Source organism: Pseudomonas sp. FDAARGOS_380 (assembly GCF_002591235.1).
Lineage (GTDB): Bacteria > Pseudomonadota > Gammaproteobacteria > Pseudomonadales > Pseudomonadaceae > Aquipseudomonas > Aquipseudomonas salmasensis.
On sequence record NZ_CP023969.1, the window covers coordinates 2,600,809 to 2,618,828 of the forward strand.

General features: G+C 59.9%; 20 protein-coding genes. 12 read left to right on the plus strand and 8 right to left on the minus strand.

Going from position 1 to position 18,020, the window contains the following annotated elements; all coding sequences use genetic code 11:
• Positions 1-161 precede the first annotated feature (161 nt).
• The 3 genes from ribA to CRN80_RS12335 are packed head-to-tail and all read left to right on the plus strand — an operon-like array spanning position 162 to position 1,977.
• On the plus strand, positions 162-779 hold the full coding sequence (gene ribA / locus CRN80_RS12325) for a GTP cyclohydrolase II (protein WP_003194569.1): 618 nt from the start codon (positions 162-164) through the stop codon (positions 777-779).
• Positions 776-1,195 carry an MFS transporter gene (locus tag CRN80_RS12330; RefSeq protein WP_098950234.1) on the plus strand — a complete coding sequence of 140 codons (420 nt, stop codon included), beginning with the start codon at positions 776-778 and terminating at the stop codon, positions 1,193-1,195. Before ribA ends, CRN80_RS12330 begins: the two co-directional genes overlap by 4 nt.
• A complete protein-coding gene (locus CRN80_RS12335) occupies positions 1,192-1,977 on the plus strand; it encodes a cobalamin-binding protein (RefSeq protein ID WP_098950235.1) in 786 nt (261 codons plus the stop codon). The genes CRN80_RS12330 and CRN80_RS12335 overlap by 4 nt, the downstream gene beginning before the upstream one ends.
• A gap of 90 nt (positions 1,978-2,067) precedes the next feature.
• Here CRN80_RS12335 and CRN80_RS12340 read toward each other — a convergent pair whose 3' ends face one another.
• The 7 genes from CRN80_RS12340 to CRN80_RS12370 form a co-directional block, all read right to left on the minus strand.
• Positions 2,068-3,942, minus strand: coding sequence for a TonB-dependent receptor domain-containing protein (locus CRN80_RS12340; protein WP_098950236.1), 1,875 nt, complete (start codon positions 3,940-3,942; stop codon positions 2,068-2,070).
• A 137-nt stretch (positions 3,943-4,079) separates the two neighbouring features.
• A complete protein-coding gene (gene dxs, locus CRN80_RS12345) occupies positions 4,080-5,978 on the minus strand; it encodes a 1-deoxy-D-xylulose-5-phosphate synthase (RefSeq protein WP_032895104.1) in 1,899 nt (632 codons plus the stop codon).
• Between the two features lie 110 nt (positions 5,979-6,088).
• Complete coding sequence (ispA, locus tag CRN80_RS12350; protein ID WP_098950237.1) at positions 6,089-6,976, minus strand: (2E,6E)-farnesyl diphosphate synthase; 888 nt, start codon at positions 6,974-6,976, stop codon at positions 6,089-6,091.
• Positions 6,973-7,215 carry an exodeoxyribonuclease VII small subunit gene (locus CRN80_RS12355; protein WP_003194556.1) on the minus strand — a complete coding sequence of 81 codons (243 nt, stop codon included), beginning with the start codon at positions 7,213-7,215 and terminating at the stop codon, positions 6,973-6,975. Before CRN80_RS12355 ends, ispA begins: the two co-directional genes overlap by 4 nt.
• Before the next feature lie 80 nt (positions 7,216-7,295).
• Entirely contained in the window at positions 7,296-8,429 is a 1,134-nt protein-coding gene (locus CRN80_RS12360; RefSeq protein WP_098950238.1) for a Fic family protein, read from the minus strand.
• Between the two features lie 147 nt (positions 8,430-8,576).
• Entirely contained in the window at positions 8,577-8,957 is a 381-nt protein-coding gene (locus CRN80_RS12365) for a MerR family transcriptional regulator (RefSeq protein WP_032895107.1), read from the minus strand.
• Complete coding sequence (locus CRN80_RS12370; protein WP_098950239.1) at positions 8,896-9,540, minus strand: NAD(P)H-dependent oxidoreductase; 645 nt, start codon at positions 9,538-9,540, stop codon at positions 8,896-8,898. Before CRN80_RS12370 ends, CRN80_RS12365 begins: the two co-directional genes overlap by 62 nt.
• Before the next feature lie 558 nt (positions 9,541-10,098).
• On the opposite strand from CRN80_RS12370, the gene CRN80_RS12375 reads away from it, so the two are divergent.
• The 8 genes from CRN80_RS12375 to CRN80_RS12410 all read left to right on the plus strand — a co-directional run bounded on the left by CRN80_RS12375 (position 10,099) and on the right by CRN80_RS12410 (position 16,130).
• Positions 10,099-10,680, plus strand: a complete 582-nt coding sequence (locus tag CRN80_RS12375; protein WP_032895109.1) for a YjfI family protein — start codon at positions 10,099-10,101, stop codon at positions 10,678-10,680.
• 17 nt (positions 10,681-10,697) lie between these two features.
• Positions 10,698-11,396: a PspA/IM30 family protein gene (locus CRN80_RS12380; RefSeq protein WP_073523723.1), complete on the plus strand. Its 699-nt coding sequence runs from the start codon at positions 10,698-10,700 to the stop codon at positions 11,394-11,396.
• A gap of 63 nt (positions 11,397-11,459) precedes the next feature.
• Positions 11,460-12,020: a rhomboid family intramembrane serine protease gene (locus CRN80_RS12385; RefSeq protein ID WP_098950240.1), complete on the plus strand. Its 561-nt coding sequence runs from the start codon at positions 11,460-11,462 to the stop codon at positions 12,018-12,020.
• 72 nt (positions 12,021-12,092) lie between these two features.
• Complete coding sequence (locus CRN80_RS12390; RefSeq protein WP_098950241.1) at positions 12,093-13,127, plus strand: ion channel; 1,035 nt, start codon at positions 12,093-12,095, stop codon at positions 13,125-13,127.
• Positions 13,114-13,788: a DUF2491 family protein gene (locus CRN80_RS12395; protein ID WP_098950242.1), complete on the plus strand. Its 675-nt coding sequence runs from the start codon at positions 13,114-13,116 to the stop codon at positions 13,786-13,788. Before CRN80_RS12390 ends, CRN80_RS12395 begins: the two co-directional genes overlap by 14 nt.
• Before the next feature lie 15 nt (positions 13,789-13,803).
• A complete protein-coding gene (locus CRN80_RS12400; RefSeq protein WP_003194539.1) occupies positions 13,804-14,232 on the plus strand; it encodes a DUF350 domain-containing protein in 429 nt (142 codons plus the stop codon).
• Positions 14,233-14,250: 18 nt separating this feature from the next.
• Entirely contained in the window at positions 14,251-14,961 is a 711-nt protein-coding gene (locus CRN80_RS12405) for a DUF1190 domain-containing protein (protein WP_034126869.1), read from the plus strand.
• A gap of 11 nt (positions 14,962-14,972) precedes the next feature.
• On the plus strand, positions 14,973-16,130 hold the full coding sequence (locus CRN80_RS12410; RefSeq protein ID WP_032895117.1) for a glutathionylspermidine synthase family protein: 1,158 nt from the start codon (positions 14,973-14,975) through the stop codon (positions 16,128-16,130).
• Positions 16,131-16,260: 130 nt separating this feature from the next.
• Here the strand turns inward: CRN80_RS12410 and ycaC are convergent, their stop codons facing one another.
• Complete coding sequence (gene ycaC, locus CRN80_RS12415; protein ID WP_034126871.1) at positions 16,261-16,893, minus strand: isochorismate family cysteine hydrolase YcaC; 633 nt, start codon at positions 16,891-16,893, stop codon at positions 16,261-16,263.
• 506 nt (positions 16,894-17,399) lie between these two features.
• Between ycaC and CRN80_RS12420 the strand changes: the two genes are divergently transcribed.
• Positions 17,400-17,636, plus strand: coding sequence for a hypothetical protein (locus CRN80_RS12420; RefSeq protein ID WP_098950243.1), 237 nt, complete (start codon positions 17,400-17,402; stop codon positions 17,634-17,636).
• Positions 17,637-18,020 lie beyond the last annotated feature (384 nt).

Here is an 18,020-nt window from a genome sequence, read left to right on the forward strand (position 1 = left end):
CATCGTTGACGACTTTCGCGAGCAAGCTCGCGCCTACATAGAATCAATCCAAAGGCCAATCGAACCTATTGATCTTTATCAGCGATAATTCAGCTTAAGCGTCTGTAGGAACGTGCTGTTACAATGCCCGCCTCTGTGAAATCTGAAATCAGGAGCACACGGTGCCCGTCGTTTTCGTCGCCGCTTCCAAGCTGCCTACCCCTTTTGCCACGTTCACCATGAACGGCTTTCTTGAAGAAGCCACCGGGCGCGAGCACGTTGTGCTCAGCCTCGGCGACATCACCGATGGTGAGCCGGTGTTGGGGCGTGTGCATTCCGAGTGCCTGACCGGCGATGCGCTGTTCAGCCAGCGCTGTGACTGCGGCTCGCAACTGGAGGCCGCACTGCAGGCCATCGCCCGGGAAGGCCGTGGCGTGTTGCTGTACTTGCGTCAGGAAGGCCGCGGCATTGGCTTGTTGAACAAGATCCGCGCCTACGAGCTGCAAGACGGCGGCGCCGATACCGTCGAGGCCAACGAGCGCCTGGGCTTTGCTGCCGACCAGCGCGACTACGCCATCTGCCTGCCGATGCTCGAGCACCTGGGGGTCAAATCCCTGCGCCTGATGACCAACAACCCCCGCAAGGTCAAAGCCTTGACCGAGATGGGCATCACCGTGGCCGAGCGTGTGCCGCTGCACACTGGGCACAACCCGCACAACAAACTCTACCTGGCCACCAAAGCCAGCAAGCTCGACCACATGATGGGCAACGAGCACCAGGGCGAGGTCGACCGCGCGTGACCCGTGGCCAGGTGAAACGGCGACTGTCCTTCAACTGGTGGCAGTACCTGGCCCTGGCATTGCTGCCCTTGTTCGTGATCAACCTGCTGTTTGGCCGTGCTGAATCCTTGTTGCCCGTCTTGGCCATGCCGTTTTTCATCGCCGGTGTGGCCTCGATGTTTCTCAGCCTGCGTTATTTTCATGCCTATAAACACGCGCTGATCGCCACCGCCAAAGCCCTTGATACTGCTGAAGAGCCCGCAGCCTGGATCACCCTGGCGGCGCGTCGGCGCACGGCGTTGCTGGTTGCAGCGCTACCGGCCTGGATCGGTGCGCTGGCGGTGTTCGTCGGCCTGGAGGCGGTGCCGCTGTTTCTGTTGGCGCTGTCGACGCTGGTGCTGTTCTACCTCTATCGCATACCGCGTCAGTTGGGATGAAGCGCTACTGGCTGGCGTTGTTGCTGGTATTCAGTGCCCAGGGCTGGGCGGTCGAGCGAGTTGTCAGCCTGGCGCCGTCACTGTCTGAAATCGTGCTTGAACTGGGTGCCGAGGACTTGCTGGTCGGCGTGCTTGACGGTGGTGAGCGCCCGGCAGCGTTGGCGAAGGTGCCCTCGGTCGGGCGCTACGGCCAGTTGGACATGGAGCGCCTGCTCAGCCTCAAGCCCGACCTGATCCTGCTGTGGCCTGGCAGCGTCGGCCCGGCCCAGCGCGAGCAGCTCCAGCGGTTGAATATCCCGGTGTACGTCGCCGAACCCCACAGCCTTGAACAACTGACAGCCCAGGTGCAGGCCATTGCCGAGCAATTGGGCCGCGCTGAGGCAGGGCGAGAGCGTGCCGCACAATTGCGCCAGCGCTTGGCCGAGTTGCGCCAGCGCTACCGGCGGGCCGAGCCGCTGCGGGTGTTCTACCAAGTGTGGAACCAACCGCTGTACACCGTGGGCGGCGGGCAGATCATCAGCGATGCCCTCAGCGTGTGCGGGGCGCGCAATGTGTTTGATGACCTGAAGTTGCCGGCGCCGCAGGTGAATATCGAGTCGGTGCTGGCGCGTGATCCGGAGGTGATCCTGGTGGGGGATCAGGCTCAGAAGGACGCTTGGAAGGCATGGCCAATGATGGCTGCTCGGGTACGGTTGGTGCCGGACAAGGGGCTGGAACGGCCGAGTGGGCAGATGCTGGAGGCGGTAGCGCGGTTGTGCCAGGTGATTGCGCCGAACCTGTGACACCGCTATCGCAGGCAAGCCAGCTCCCACAGGGGAATGCATTTCAATTGTGGGAGCTGGCTTGCCTGCGATGACGCCGGTTCAGGTTACTCAGATCTCAGGCGTCCACGTCACCCCGAACATCCACACCCGACCTTCTTCACGATAATTCTGGCTTTCCCCGAGGTAGCTGTACTTGGCCCGTGCATAAGACTTATCCAGCACGTTATCCACCTTCAGCGACAACGACACCTCCCGGTTCAACGCCCAACTACTGCGCAGCCCCAACAAGGCATAACCGCCCAGACGGTTGCGGTTGGCTTCATCGTCGTAGCTGCTGCTGATCGCCTGCCAACTCGCGCCGAGACCGAGCTGATCAAATTGCCGGTCCAGATCCAGGTTCACCGTGCGCCGCGCGCGACGTGCCAGGGTGTGGCCGCTGTCACGGTCACGCGGGTCGATAAGCGACAGGCCCAGGTTGCCCTGCCAGCCAAACAGTTCCTGCTTGAGCGCCGCTTCAAAGCCGTTGATCCGCGCCGAGGCCACGTTTTGCGGCTTGCCGGCGTCAAGGATGATCGCGTCGCTCAGGTCGGTGCGATACAGCGAGGCTTCCAGGCGTGTGCTGTCGGTCAGTTGGCTGCGCCACTGCAGCTCGTAGCTCTTTGAGGTCTCGGGCTGCAGGTTGGGGTTGCTGTACTGCGTGTCGGGGTAATAGAGGTCGTTGAAGGTCGGCGCCCGGAAGCCTTCGCTGTAGCTCAAGAGCAGGTCATTGTCAGGGTTGACCGGCACGGTCAGGGTGCCGCTCCAACTGTTCTGGCCGCCGAACTGCTGGTTCTGGTCGCGGCGCAGGCCCAGCTCGGTGGAAAACCACTGGCTCTTGAAACGGTGCTGCACAAAGGCCGCCCGGTTCCAGCGGCTGTTCTCGGTAAAGGTGGTGGAACCGTGGAAACGGTCTTCGTACCAGTCGCCGCCGACAATCAGGCTGTTTTGCTCATCCAGGGTCAGGTCGTTCTGCCAATTGACCGAGTCGCGGTAGGTGTTGAATGCACTGTAATCATCGCTGAGGGCATCGCGCTTGGTGTCGCGGTTTTCGCTGTGGCCCAGCTCCAGGCGCGACTGCCAGCTGTCATTGAGCTTGGCATCGACATAGCCGCTGGCGCTGCTCACGGTGTATTCGGTGTAGGGTTTCTGGCCGAGGCTCTGCCCGGTGGCGCCGTCATAGCGGCCATAACTGTTGTCGTACTCCGACTTGCCACGGTTATCCAGCAGATTGAAGCCCACCTCCAGCTCATCACTGAACGAATGGCTGAGGTTCAGGCTGATGGACTGGTTGCGGTAGGCATCATGGTCGCCGTCACTGGGGAACGACGCGTGGCTCGCGTTGATACCGGCAGTTTCATCCAGGCTCGCGCCCAGGTTGAAGCGCGTGTGTTCATCGCCGCCCGACAGGCCCAGGCTGCGCTCCCAGGTCTGGTTGCTGCCAAACCCCAGTTTCAAGCGCGGCTGCAAGCCTTGCTCGGCATTACGCCGGGTGAACACCTGAATCACCCCACCAATCGCATCGCTGCCGTAAATCACCGAGCGCGAACCGCGCAGCACTTCCACCCGTTCAATCTGATCGACGTTGAGGTATTGCAAGCCGCTGTCGCCGGAGGTGGTGTTGGCGATGCGTTGGCCGTCCACCAGCACCAGGCTCTGCGCCGACTTGGTGCCACGAATAAAAATCCCCGGCAAACTGCCACGCCCACCGGTTGGCGCAACCTGCACACCGGGCACGCGGTTGAGCAGGTCGGTGACGCTGGTGGGTTGCAGGCGGTCGATGTCGGCGCGGGTGAAGACGGTGTTGGCGGCGCTGCTGTCGTTACGCGCCTGGACTTGGCGGTTGGCGCTGATGACCACGTCGGAGAGCTTCAGGGCCTGGTCGCGGGTGTCGGCGAGCAGGTCGGCGCAGGGAAGCAGTAGCAGGGCAAGGCACAGGCGTTTCATGGGCTGTCCATGGCATTTGAAGATCATGCAAAACCACTGTGGGAGCTGGCTTGCCTGCGATAGCGGTGTATCTGACACATTGTTAGCGAATGTGCCGCCGTCATCGCAGGCAAGCCAGCTCCCACAGTTGGGGCTGATTACAGAGTCAGTAGCGCCAGGCGCTCGCGAACGGACGCCTCGATACCCGCTTCATCCAGCCCGCATTCAGCCAGCATCTGCGCCGGCTTGGCGTGTTCGACGTACACATCCGGCAAGCCCAGGTGCAGCACCGACTTGAGGATGTTCTCCCGCGCCAGGAACTCACTGACTGCCGCACCGGCGCCGCCCATGATGGCGTTTTCTTCGACGGTCACCAGCAGCTCATGGCTGGCGGCAATTTCGCGTACCAGTGTTTCGTCCAGTGGCTTGACGAACCGCATGTCGACCACGGTGGCGTCGATCTTCTCAGCGACTTTCAAGGCTTCGGCCAGTTGCACACCAAACACCAGGAACGCGGTTTTGCTGCCTTGGCGACGCACGATGCCTTTACCGATTTCAATCGGCTCCAGGTCTTTTTCGATCACGGCGTTCGGGCCGGTGCCGCGCGGGTACCGCACAGCGGCCGGGCCGTTGTACAGGTGGCCGGTGCTGAGCATCTTGCGCAGTTCGTTCTCGTCGCTCGGAGTCATCACCAGCATGCCGGGGATGCAGCGCAGGTACGAGAGATCGAAACTGCCGGCATGGGTCGGGCCGTCTTCGCCTACCAGGCCGGCGCGATCGATGGCGAACAGCACATCGAGGTTCTGTACCGCTACATCGTGAACCAGCTGGTCATAACCGCGTTGCAGGAAAGTGGAGTAGATCGCCACCACCGGCTTGGCGCCTTCGCAGGCCATGCCGGCCGCGAAGGTCACGGCGTGTTGCTCGGCAATCGCCACATCGAAGTAACGCAGCGGGAAACGCTCGCTGAACGCCACCAAGTCGGAGCCTTCCTTCATCGCCGGGGTCACACCCACCAGGCGCGGGTCGGCGGCGGCCATGTCGCACAGCCATTCGCCAAACACCCCGGAATACTTCGGCCCGCTGGCCTTTTTCGGCGCGGCGGCGGGGGCATCGAGGGGTTCGAGTTTGGTGATCGCGTGGTAACCAATCGGGTCGACTTCCGCCGGAGCGAAGCCTTTGCCTTTCTTGGTGACGATATGCAGGAACTGCGGGCCCTTGAGGTCGCGCATGTTGCGCAACGTGGCGATCAGGGTGGGCAGGTCGTGGCCGTCGATAGGGCCGATGTAGTTCCAGCCCAGCTCTTCGAACAGGGTGCCGGGGACCAGCATGCCCTTGGCATATTCTTCGGTGCGACGCGCAATTTCCCACGCGCCAGGCAGACGCGACAGCACTTTCTTACTGCCTTCGCGCATGCTGGCATAGGTACGGCTGGAGAGGATCTTCGCCAGGTAATTGGACAGGCCACCCACGTTGCGCGAAATCGACATGTCGTTGTCGTTGAGGATCACCAACATGTTGGCGTCCACTTCCGGCGCATGGTTCAGCGCTTCGAAGGCCATGCCGGCAGTCAGCGCGCCATCACCAATCACCGCAATCGCCTTGCGCTCACTGCCTTGCAGGCGGGCGGCAATCGCCATGCCCAGCGCTGCACTGATAGAGGTGCTGGAGTGGCCGACGCCAAAGGTGTCGTACTCGCTCTCGGCACGGCGCGGGAAGGCGGCCAGGCCGTCCTTCTGGCGCAGGCTGGCCATGCGCTCGCGACGGCCGGTGAGGATTTTATGCGGATACGCCTGATGGCCCACGTCCCACACCAGCCGGTCGTCCGGGGTGTCGAACACGTAATGCAAGGCGATGGTCAGCTCGATCACGCCCAGCCCGGCGCCAAAATGCCCACCGGTCTGGCCGACCGTGTAGAGCAATTCCAGGCGCAGCTCATCGGCCAGGGTTTCCAGCTCGGCTTCACCCAGTCGACGCAGGCCGTCCGGCGTGGCAGCACGGTCGAGCAGGGGCGTAGACGGGCGTTTGCGGGGAATCTCTTGAAACGTCGTGGGCATCAGGCGAATCGTTATAGGTATAGAAGAGGCGGCAGTTTACCTCAAGCCGTGCAAACTGCCCACGCAGAGCGCCGAACTTGGCCGATATGCGGCGCAAATGGCCGCGGCTGTCAGTGGCGACGCTCGACGATATACCGCGCCAGGTCACGCAGTGGCTCGGCCGCCGCGTCGAAAGGTCGCAGGGCGTCCAGGGCGTGGTCACGCAGCTCGATGGCATATGCCTTGGCGGCTTGCAGCCCGAGCAATGCAGGATAAGTCGGCTTGTCCCGTGCGATATCGGCGCCTTGGCGTTTGCCCAGGGTGGCGGTGTCACTTTCCACGTCGAGAATATCGTCCTGCACCTGGAAGGCCAGGCCGATAGCGCGGGAGTAGGTTTGCAAGGCTGCCAAGTGCTCGGCGTCGGCGCGGCCACTGGCCAGGGCGCCCAACTGCACGGCGGCTTCAATCAGCGCGCCGGTCTTGTGACGATGCATGTGTTCCAGGGCTTTTTGATCCAGCTTGAGGCTGACCGAGCCCATGTCGATGGCTTGCCCGCCAACCATGCCAGCCGGGCCTGCGGCGTGAGCCAGGGCGGTGACCATGCGCAGGCGGATCTCGGCGTTGACGCTGCTCAAGCGCGGGTCCAGCAATGCGCTGAACGCCAGGCTTTGCAAGCCGTCACCGGCCAGGATCGCATAGGCTTCATCAAAGGCTTTATGGGTGGTGGGCTGGCCGCGACGCAAATCGTCATCGTCCATTGCTGGCAAATCGTCATGCACCAGGGAATAGGCGTGGATCAACTCGACCGCACAGGCCGCACCATTCGCCTCGGCTGCCGGCGCCCCGAGAGCTTCGCAGGCGGCATAGGCCAGCAACGGACGCACACGCTTGCCGCCATTCATCACGCTGTAGCGCATGGCTGCATAGAGGCGCGTCATTTCCGGGCTTGGCGCTACAAACAGGGGCTCCAGCGCCGCATTCACCCGGGCTTGGCTACTGGCCTGATACGCGCTGATCATTCCGGCTGTTCCGCATCGAAAGGTTCTTCGGCCAACTCCCCGTCACGCTCCAGCAACACCTGGACCTTCTGCTCCGCCTGCGCCAACGCGCTCTGACAGTCGCGGGTCAGGCCGATGCCTTGCTCAAACGCCGTCAACGAGTCTTCCAGCGACAACTCGCCGTTCTCCAGACGCTCGACCAAGGCTTGCAGGTCGGCGAGGGATTGTTCGAAATCGAGTGCAACTTTTTTGCGGGCCATGGCGGCAATTCCGGTAGACGGTAAACCGGCGCGACACTAGCAGACATGGGGGATTGGGGCAAATGAGTGGGGGGCTACTCTTAAGGGGGATTGACGTGATAACGCGTACTGCGGCCACCCCCGGGGAGGCGCACCAGGCAGTTTTTCTCCAGCAGGTCTGCCAGGTGCCGCGTCGCAGTCGCCTTGGACACTTTGGCCACCGCTTGGTATTGCGCGGCGCTGATGCCCTGTTCGAAGCCCCGCTCACCACCCTCGAGCAGGCGATTGAGTACCTTGACTTGCTCGACGCAGAGCGAGACGTCACGGTGCTGCTGCCAGAACCGGCTTTTGGCCAACACCCGGTCTATCCGTGTCATCGCCTGTTGCAGGCTGCGCAACAGAGTTTTAAGAAACCATTCCAGCCAGTCGGTGATATCCAGTGTGGCCTTTTGACTGGACTCCAAGGCGGTGTAGTAACCGGCCCGGTCCTCCAGGATGCTGGCCGACATGGCGTAAAAGCGAATGGCGTGGTGTTCACCCTGAGCCAAGGCCAAGTCAGTGATAGCGCGTGTCAGGCGACCATTGCCATCATCGAAAGGATGCAAAGTGATGAACCAGAAGTGCGCAACACCTGCACGAACCAATGGATCCAGTTCAGGTTGATTGCGACTGGTTTCGAACCACTCCAGGAAATCTTCCACAGCGTGCTCCAGGCCCTGACGTGGCGGCGCCTCAAAATGCACGGTTGGCCGATCAAGCCTGCCCGACACCACCTGCATCGGCTCATTGCCCCTCAACGTCCCGATGCTGAGTTCTCGTGTGGCAAAGCCTGCCTCAGGCTCTGGGAACAACAAATGGTGCCAATTCATCAGGCGCGCGAGGGTGAACGGCTGCGCAAATTGCTCGGTGGCATCCATCATCAGATCGGCCAGCCCTTCACTGCGGCGGCTGACCTGGCCGTCCTTCGTGGCTTCCAAACCCATTCGTCGTGCCAGGGAGGAGCGCACCGAACCAACGTTCAACTGCTCACCCTCGATGGCCGAAGAGGTCAGGATATTTTGCAGCAGGGTATCCAATTCATTCTGCGCGCTGACTGCCTGGGTGACAGAACCCAGCATGCCCAGTAGCTTGCCTTGGGCCTGCCCACACTCGCGCAGCAAGGCCGCCAGCCGCCCAGGCTGCCAGTGAAAGTGAGGCCAGTCGGTGTGTTGCCAGATCCAGTTCGGATGATCCATGGATGAGTGCCTGGGTGCGTGAGCCGAATAGAGGGTCTATTCGGCTCATTTTGTGAGCCGATTGTGCTGGGTATTCGGCTCATCGTCTAGAAGGCTCCGAGCAATGGGCTTGCAAAAGGCGGCACTAATTCATACGCAAGGGCTACTTCAAATGGCGACGCTACTGAGTGACGAGCAGTCCCCTTGAGCGCCTTTGAGTTGGGTTTCGAACTCAATCAGCCCAGCCTGCATCTGTTGCAATACGGCGATTTGCGCGGCCAGCGTGCGCTTCTTGTCGGCGATGGCTTGTTCAGCCCGGTCCCAAGGAAGCGCATCACCCTCGTACCCCAGCAAAATCTCCTGCAATTCCTTGAGCTTGAACCCCAGCTGTTGCGCGCACTTTATAAACATCAGCCGCTCGACACTCTGCTCGGTATAAACGCGATAACCGCCCTGACGCGCAGGCGCTGGCATCAGCCCGATCGCCTCATAGTGACGAATTGCCTTGATGGTCGTGCCGGACAACTGCGCGGCTTTGCCGATGTACATGAAAACTCCCTTTTTCAAATAGTGCGCTGGCCTGTTTCAGCCACTTGGCCCGCTGCGTCAGCGTAGAGCCCAGCACCGGCCCCAACAGCAGCGTCTTGCTCGTCGTGATGCCACAAAGCGCCAGTGTGGTACGACGCATCTGGTGGATGGCCGGCATGCGATAAACCCAGCGGTAATACCACGGCGGCGTGTCGAGGGTCACTAACAAGTGCGCGGTTCGGCCCTTTAACAGCTTGTCTGGGAATGCCTTGCCTGCGCGGTATTTGAAGGCAAAGCCGGGGAGGAAAACGCGGTCGATAAAGCCCTTCATCAGAGCCGGGACCCCGCCCCACCAAACAGGGAAAACCCACGCCAGGTGCTCGGCCCAAAGGATGTCGGCTTGGGCACTGAGCAAGTCGGGCTCCAGCGTCTGAGCCTGGGTATAACCATGATTAAGGGTGGGGTCGAAGCTGAGATCACCCAGGCGCAGGACGCGGACTTCGTGGCCGGCCGTTTTAGCGGCGTGGATATAAGTGTGCGCGAGAGCGGAACAAAGACTATCGGCGGACGGGTGGCTGAGGATGACCAGGATGCGCTGACTCATGGTGATAGGTCCTGAAAAGGGCATTCAGGGTAGGGGTTGCCGTATAGGGGAGAGTCAAGGGCCAGCAGGACCTTTCTGTGAGGTGCGCAGGACCCTTCCTGAAGTGCTCATGAACGCTTGTGACGGTACTGTGGGCTGGCTAGCCTGCCTTCCCTGACATCAGGGTTCTTCGCCGCGCGATTTCAAGTACAGGCGTGCTTTTGCTAAGGCGTGGTCGGGTTCGGAAAATTGTGCAACAGGCTGCTGCACAATTGTCTTGGTGCCATCAAGTCGCGCTTTTGGACAAACTTCCCGGCAGACGAGCAAATCGAGCGAGAGTTGGCGGGGTAGGCTGGGTCTTTTCGGTGGCTGAAAAATGTAAGGAAAAATCTCACGCGTGAGCTATTGAGTACCTTGCGGATTGCCTGTAGATTTTCTCACGCGTGAGTTTTTCACAGCGAGGTCAGTACCATGAACAGCAGCTCTCCATCGAGCCCATCAACTGGGCTCGATACCGATTCAGCAAGCCTCAAGGGAGAGCGCTTGAAGCCGTCCGCAAAAAAGCCGTCGAGCTTTTACATGAAGCAGATGCGTGCGGGCCTGGCGGCGGCCGGTTATGTGAAACACGAGACTTGGGTGCTTCCCGAAAACCGAAGCCTGCTCAAGCAAATGGAGAAACAGCTACGCCAACCGATCCTGGCTGGCTCATTCATGTCGGAGAATTTCATGAGCGCAGGTACCAACTGGAATATCGATCGCCTCTTCAGTGCTCTTCAGGCCCTGGATGACGTGACGTCCAATGACATTACGCTTTCTCTCGTCCAAGGCTCCGAGTCCAGCATCAAGCTTGAGATGAACGACTTTGGTGGCTTGCCGATTTACATCGCGGTGGTGGGCGAGCAAATCATCGTGGATACCGTCCTGGTTGACGCTGAGTCCATCAACGACGTGCCGGCCTTCAACGACGCCGTGCTGCGCAGCCGGGAGATGTTCCCGTTGTCGTCCATCGGTATCGAGTCCATGCCGAACGGGCAGGTGGTCTACAACATGTTCGGTGCGCTCAGCTCCGACTCCAGCCTGACCAACATCGTGACCGAGGTGAAAACCCTGGTTGATAACGTGCAGCGCGCCAGCGAAGCCTTCGAACGTTTCTTCATTTAATTATTCGGGAAAATCCAATGACTCAGTCCATCTGGAGCAAATTGTTCACCGCGTTGCGTGGCGGTGCCAGCGAAGTCGGCGAATCGATCGTCGACCAACAGGCCCTGCGCATCCTTGACCAGGAAATTCGCGATGCAGACAACGCCTTGGCCAACGCCAAGCGTGAGCTGGTGAGCATCATGGCCAAGCACAAACTGGCGGCTGATCGTGTTGGCGAGTACGACGCCAAGATCAAAGACCTGGAATCCAAGGCGATGGCCGCTATCCAGGCCAACCGTGAAGACCTCGCCCTGGAAGTGGCCGAAGCCATTTCGACCCTGACCAACGAGCGGGATGTGGAGCAAAAGCAGACCACCGAGTTCGGTGGGTATGCTGAGAGCATGCGCAAAGACATCACCAAGGCCGAGAGCCGCATCAAAAGCCTGCGCCAGCAAGTGGACATGGCCAAGGCTCGCGACAGCGTGCAAAAGGCTCAGGTTAGCGCCTCCATTGCCAGCGGCGGTGCCAACGGCAAGCTGGAAACTGCCGTCGGTACGCTCAATCGCTTGCAGGCCAAACAGCAGCAACGTGCCGCTGAGCTGCAAGCCCAGGATGAACTGGCTGAAGCGTCGACGGGGACAGACCTGGAACGCAAACTGCGCGATGCCGGCATCACGCCGAACGAAGGCAGTGCCAATGCGATTCTGGAGCGCTTGAAGCAAAAGTCGGCTGAGTAACAAATTCGCACATTTAAGCACTGCCACAGTGGCAGTGCTCTTCTTTTGTATGTTGAGGTCAGGGTGAACGCCTTGAACGGTTTCAAGACAATCGCAGGCCTGGCCTTCTTCATGGTCGCGCTGCAACTGCTCAATGTGGCCACCGGTTACAGCCTCATGTCGTTCGGGCTAATCCCCAGAACGGTGCAAGGCCTGTTCGGCATCCTCACCTCACCGTTTTTGCACGCCTCCTTCGCCCACCTGAGCGCCAACCTGATTGCCTTTTTGGTTTTGGGCTCCCTGGTCATGATCGAAGGGGTCAACCGGTTCATTGCCGTCAGTTCCATCGTTATTCTGCTGGGCGGCTCGCTGGTCTGGCTGTTTGGTTTTTCAGGCGTACACGTCGGCGCCAGCGGTTGGGTGTTCGGGCTATGGGCCTACCTACTCTCTCGCGCCTGGTTCCACAGAAGCTGGGGCAACCTGCTAACAGCCGCTGTGGTGGCTTTGCTATATGGCGGCCTGATCGTGGGCTTCCTTCCCCGGCAGGGCGTTTCCTTCGAAGGACATCTGTTTGGTGCGCTCGCTGGATTTATTGCAGCCAAGGTACTTCTATCCAGGCCGCGCAGCGGGTTTAATGCCGGGTGAACGCACTTGAGCATCCAGAAGCCGAGGCGATGCTGTCGTCAGGATTCAAGTACCCAGGGAGCCAGGGGCTAAATGTCGATTTTCCTTTTGTTACGCATGTACGCCTCGTCGCTCTTTCACCGCTTCGGTTGGGCAGGCCTGATCGTTGCCTTGGGTGTCCACCTGAGCACGGCTTATCTGGGCCTGGTGTTGCTGGGCGAACAACACCTCACCGCTCCCGCCACGTTTATCTACTTCTATCTCACTACCACACTCACCGTCGGCTATGGCGACCTCGCACCGCAGACCTCGGCGGGGCGAATTTTTGTGGCGGCCTGGGTCATGCTCGGCGGCATTGCGCTGCTCACGGCAGCCATCGGCAAAACCACCAGCAGTGTTATCGATGCATGGAGAAAAGGCATGAAGGGCAAAGGTGATTTCACCGGCAAGGTCGGCCATACCGTGCTGATCGGCTGGGAGGGCGCGTCCAGCGAGCGGGTGATTGAGTTGTTGCTGCAAGACGAAACCTCCAACGACAACCTGATCGTGATCTGCGATTGCAGCCTTGAAGAAAACCCGATGCCGGGCAAAGCAGCGTTCATCCGCGGCGAAAGCTTGTCTTCCACCGCGCTGTTGCTGCGTGCCGGTGTGCCCGGTGCCGAGCGCGTGCTGGTGCGAACCCCGTCTGATGACCTGACCCTGGCCACCGTGCTGGCGGTGAACCAACTGAGCCCCGTCGGGCATGTGGTCGCCCACTTCAACGAAAGTGAAATCGCCGCACTCGCCAGCTCCTACGCGCCGCGCCTGGAGTGCACGTCCAGCATGGCAATCGAAATGCTGGTGCGCGCCTCTCAGGATCCGGGCTCGTCGGTGGTCATCAATGAATTGCTGTGCGTGGGGCAGGGTGCCACCCAATACCTGATGAAATTGCCCGATGCCTTTGAGGCAACCTTCGGCGAGCTGTACACGCAGATGAAGGAGCGCCACAACGCCACCCTCATCGGCTATCGCGCCCAAGGTGTTCAGCAGGCGTCGATCAACCCGCCCAGTGCCACACAGGTCAAAGGCGGCGAACTCTTCTACATCGCTTCCACTCGACTTAAGGAAATCTCCCATGGGATGGCTTAAACAGTTGATGGGGCTTGAGGCCCCAAAAACCACTACCGACTCGAACCGGGCCGTCAGCCCAAGCCTGCCAGCCACCGGCCCGCTTGGCCTGGCACCGGGCAAAGGGGTGATGTTCGACACCACCCTGAAATTGCTGCTCGACGAAAAAACCAACGTGGTGATCCCCGGCTCCCAGGAAATCTGGAGCAATGGCACCATCGATCTTGGCCAGTCCACCTGGCTGTCGCGCTATTACATGAACGACGAAGATTATTGGCTGCAGGTGCACACCACCGGCCAGATCGCAGGCCAGGTCGAGTCGGTGATTCTGTTCAACTACCTCAGTTACGTCACCATCAGCAGCGAAGCGGAACTGCGCAGGCTGGCGGGCCCACAGAGCCTGATCGGTCTGCCGACCTACACCCACGACGGTGTCGAGTTTTTCCGCGAGTGGGGCAGTGAGGACGGCCAGACCGAATTGGTGGCGATGAGCGAACAGGTCACCAGCCCAGAGGCCACCTACAACGTCGAGCACCGTTCGATGCTATACGCCCGCGACACCGGCCTGACCGACCGTCGAGAGTTCCTGCTGTTCTCCGTCGAAGAAGATGCCGAAGGCACCATCAGCCTGAGCACATCCCTGGGCATTTCGCTGTACACCACCGACCTGACTACGCTCTAAAAAAGGAAGCCGTCCATGCTAGAAGCACTCTCCATCTCCCTCAACAAAGCCGCCGTGCTCGGCTTTGTCCTCTACATCCTGGGGGCTGCGGTACTGTTCGCGCTGTTCCAGTTCATCTACACCCGCATCACCCCGCACAAGGAGTTCGAACTGATCCGTGCGGGCAACACCTCCGCAGCGGTCGCCCTGGGCGGTGCCATCGTCGGTTTCGCCATTCCGGCCAGCAACGTGATTGCCTACTCGATCAACGTTCTCGACTTCATCGTCTGGGCCGTGATCGCCGCCGTCGTCCAGTTGCTGGCGTTCCTGCTGACCAGCCTGGTGCTCAAAGGCACGTCCGAGCGCATCAAGAAGGGCGAACTGGCGGCCGGTATCTACGTGGCCGCGGTGGCCATCAGCGTCGGCATGCTGAATGCCGCGTGCATGACGCCCACCTCGAACTGATTGTCCACGGAGCTCCCGATGAAACGAAGCAAGTACGTCCAGCTTTCGCTGGCAGCGTCGGTCGCCATGGCGATATCCGGCTGCGGCCCAACGGAAAAAACCTACGACCTGCAAAAGAAGTACAACTTCCAATCGGTACAGCAATGCGCCGATGAAAAGCTTCCGGTAGACGTCTGCTCGGACGCCTACATGACCGCCATGGCCGAGCATCGCCGCATAGCGCCGGTGTACGACAGCCAGGCCGACTGCGACGCCGACTTTGTCGCCGACTGGTGCCAGCAAGACTCCACCGGCAAGTTCATCCCACGCTTGGGCGGCTTCGAACTGACCGCCGAAGGCCAGGTGACCCAATCCCAGGTCGACGCGGCCAATGCGCAAGCGGCCAACGCTCAGGCCAGCGGCGGCGGCTCAGGCTTCTCTACCAGCAGCCTGCTGACCGGACTGCTGATCGGCAACATGCTGAGCAACAACCGCAACAGCTACCGCTCGGAACCGGTGTACCGCTATCGCGATGATCGCGGCAACTACGGTAACTCGACGCTCAACCAACGCGTGTCCAATGGCGCGACCTTTGGCCGTTCCAACCAGGCCCGGTACGGCAGCAGCAATTACACCAACACGCTGCGCTCTTCCCCTAAGTCGAGCTCGGTTTCATCGGCCACCTCCCGGGGCGGCTTCGGCAGCAAAGCCAGCGCACGCAGCGGCTGGGGCGGCGGGTCGAGCAGCTAAGGAAACCGGCCATGAAGAAGATCCAATGCGCAGAGCGTCATGACTGGAAACACACCGCCGAGAGTCTCGGCTTCCTGTTCCATACCATCGACGACGAACCCTACTGGGACGAAAGCGCGTACTACCAGTTCACGCTCAAGCAAATCGAGCGCGACCTCGAAGACCCGACCACCGAGCTCCATGACATGTGCATGGACCTCGTCGCCCGCGTGGTCCACAGCGAAGAGCTGCTTGAACGCCTGAGCATCCCCGCGCCCTTCTACGACATGATCCGCACCTCTTGGCTTGAAGGCCACCCGCACCTGTACGGGCGCATGGACTTCTCCTACAACGGCAGCGGGCCCGCCAAGTTGCTGGAACTCAACTACGACACCCCCACCAGCCTCTACGAAGCCGCGGCATTTCAGTGGGGCTGGCTGGAGCAATGCATCGAACGCGGCCTGCTGCCCAAGCACGCCGACCAGTTCAATAGCATCGACACCAAACTGCACCAGGCCTTCGCGCAACTGCAGGTCAACCAGCCCTTCTACTTCGCCTCGATGAAAGACTCGGTCGAAGACAAAGGTACCACCGACTACCTGCGCCTGGTCGCCGAAAAGGTCGGCATCGAATCGCGCCACATCGACATCGAAGACATCGGCCTGACCAGCGAGGGCCGCTTCGTCGACCTTGAAGATCGCTGGATCCCCCACCTGTTCAAACTGCACGCCTGGGAGTTCATCTTCCACGAACCCTTTGGTACCGCGATTGCCCAGAGCGACACACAGTTCTTTGAGCCCGCGTGGAAATCCATTATTTCCAACAAAGGCATCCTGCCGCTGCTGTGGGAATTCAACAAAGGCCACCCCAACCTGCTCGCGTCCCACCTGGACACCGACCCAGGCAAAGCCGTGCCCAAGGGCTGGGTGCGCAAACCGTTCTTCTCCCGGGAAGGCGCCAACATCGAACTGCAAACCGCCGAAGGCCTGACCGTAAAAGAAGACGGCCCCTACACGGACGCACCGTTCATCCTTCAAGAGTTCGCACCGCTACCAAAATTTGGTGACAGCTACACGCTGATCGGCTCTTGGGTAATTGGCGACCAGGCCGCAGGCATCGGCGTGCGCGAGGACAATAGCTTGATCACCAAGGACTCGAGCCGGTTTCTGCCGCACTTGATCCTGGATTAAGGAAGTTGATCGTTCCCACGCTCCGCGTGGTAACGCATCCAGTGACGCTCCGCGTCACCCGCACGCCTCTCAATCTACACCCATAAAAAAGCCTGCCTTTCAGGCAGGCTCAATACGGAGCATGGCAGTCTTAGCTCTGGCGAGCAGACAGGGCCGAGTAGCTGTTCATCAAATTGCGATAGTTAGGAATCCGCTGGGACAACAGATTTCCCAGCCCTTCGATGTCGTTGCGCCAGTCGCGGTGCAACTCACACGCCACCGAGAACCAGTTCATCAACTGCGCACCGGCCTGCGTCATCCGGCTCCACGCCGCCTGCTGCACCGTGGTGTTGAACGTGCCCGACGCATCCGTCACCACAAACACCTCAAAGCCTTCTGCCAGCGCCGACAAGGTCGGGAACGCCACACACACATCCGTCACCACACCGGCAATGATGATCTGCTTACGCCCGGTGGCCTTGATTGCCTTGACGAAATCCTCGTTGTCCCAGGCATTGATCTGACCAGGGCGAGCGATATACGGCGCGTCCGGGAACATCTCCTTCAGCTCCGGCACCAGCGGGCCGTTAGGGCCTTGCTCAAAACTGGTGGTGAGGATAGTCGGCAAGTTGAAGAACTTGGCCAGGTCAGCCAGGGCCAGCACGTTGTTCTTGAACTCGTTGGGGGAGAAGTCCTGCACCAGGGAGATCAGGCCGGTCTGGTGGTCGACCAGCAGAACAATGGCGTCGTCTTTGTTCAAGCGGTTGTAGGTGGGAGCGCTCATGGTTGAATCCTTTTTTTGTTTAGGTTGGTTGGGCGTTGCGTTCAACATGGGCACAGATTAATGGGTGGGTGATGAGGGATAAATCGGGTGGGAGGAGTCTTACTGTCAACTTAAAGTGGACAATGGTTGGCGCCCGATTTCAGGCCTCCGGGTTGCTGTGCAGAACAGGAGTGAATTGCCTGATTTTGAGTAGCCAGCAGGTCCGATCCCTTTCCTTTGCAGGACGTTTCCGAGAGAATCCCAACCGCTTGCGCCAGTGGAATTGGGTGACTAGGCTGCTGACCGTCACTGCTAATTCAGTGATCGGGTTTAGTCGCCCGGATTCGATTGGCGCATAAGCAACTCATGAGTCAGGCACCCCATCGCCTGCATCTTATGGTGGCTGTGCGCAGGGCACCTTCGGGTGCGCCGGGTTCCAATCGACCGGTCGACTAACCTGCGTACAGCTGCCACCTTTCGTTTAGTCGCGTAAATGGCAGCTTCAAATTATCGATTGGAGTTTTGCTATGGATAACGTTGTTTCAGATTTGCCGTCGTCAGGCGCAACCAACCCATTCAAGGTCAATGAAGAACTGAGCTTCGAGGATGCCTGGGTGCAGGTGGCTGAGCTGTTGCATTGTGCGTTGGCTACGTCACAGGTGATCGGCGAGTCAGTGGCTGCGCCGCAGAGAGCGGTGATGCATTTGGTGGAGATGGCGAAGATGGTGGCGGATAGGGCGGTGGAGTGTTTGCAGCCCAGGTGAGGTGACATTGGCATTGGGTCAGCAAGGTGCTGATTCAATGCCGTACTGGCCGCCTGCTCATTTACCGGTTCATGTCGCTATCTGGCATTTTTGGCGACACGTTTTACCTTCATGTCGTTATTGGCGACATATCAACACATTCCCTATCATTTGAGCAGCGGCCTGCTGGACAACTTCGCTCGTCGCCAGCACGGCGCGCGACGGTGTATTGTGTGTTCAGCAGACATTAAAAAGCCGGCTTGTGGCCGGATTTTTATATTTATTAAGCTAATGATTTATAATGATTTATTTTTAGATTTTTGTTTTGTCCCCCCATTTATCCCCCCACTCGCGAGAGGCGTGAGTTCAGGGTATCCATCGGGGCTTCGTTTACAATCAGGTTGC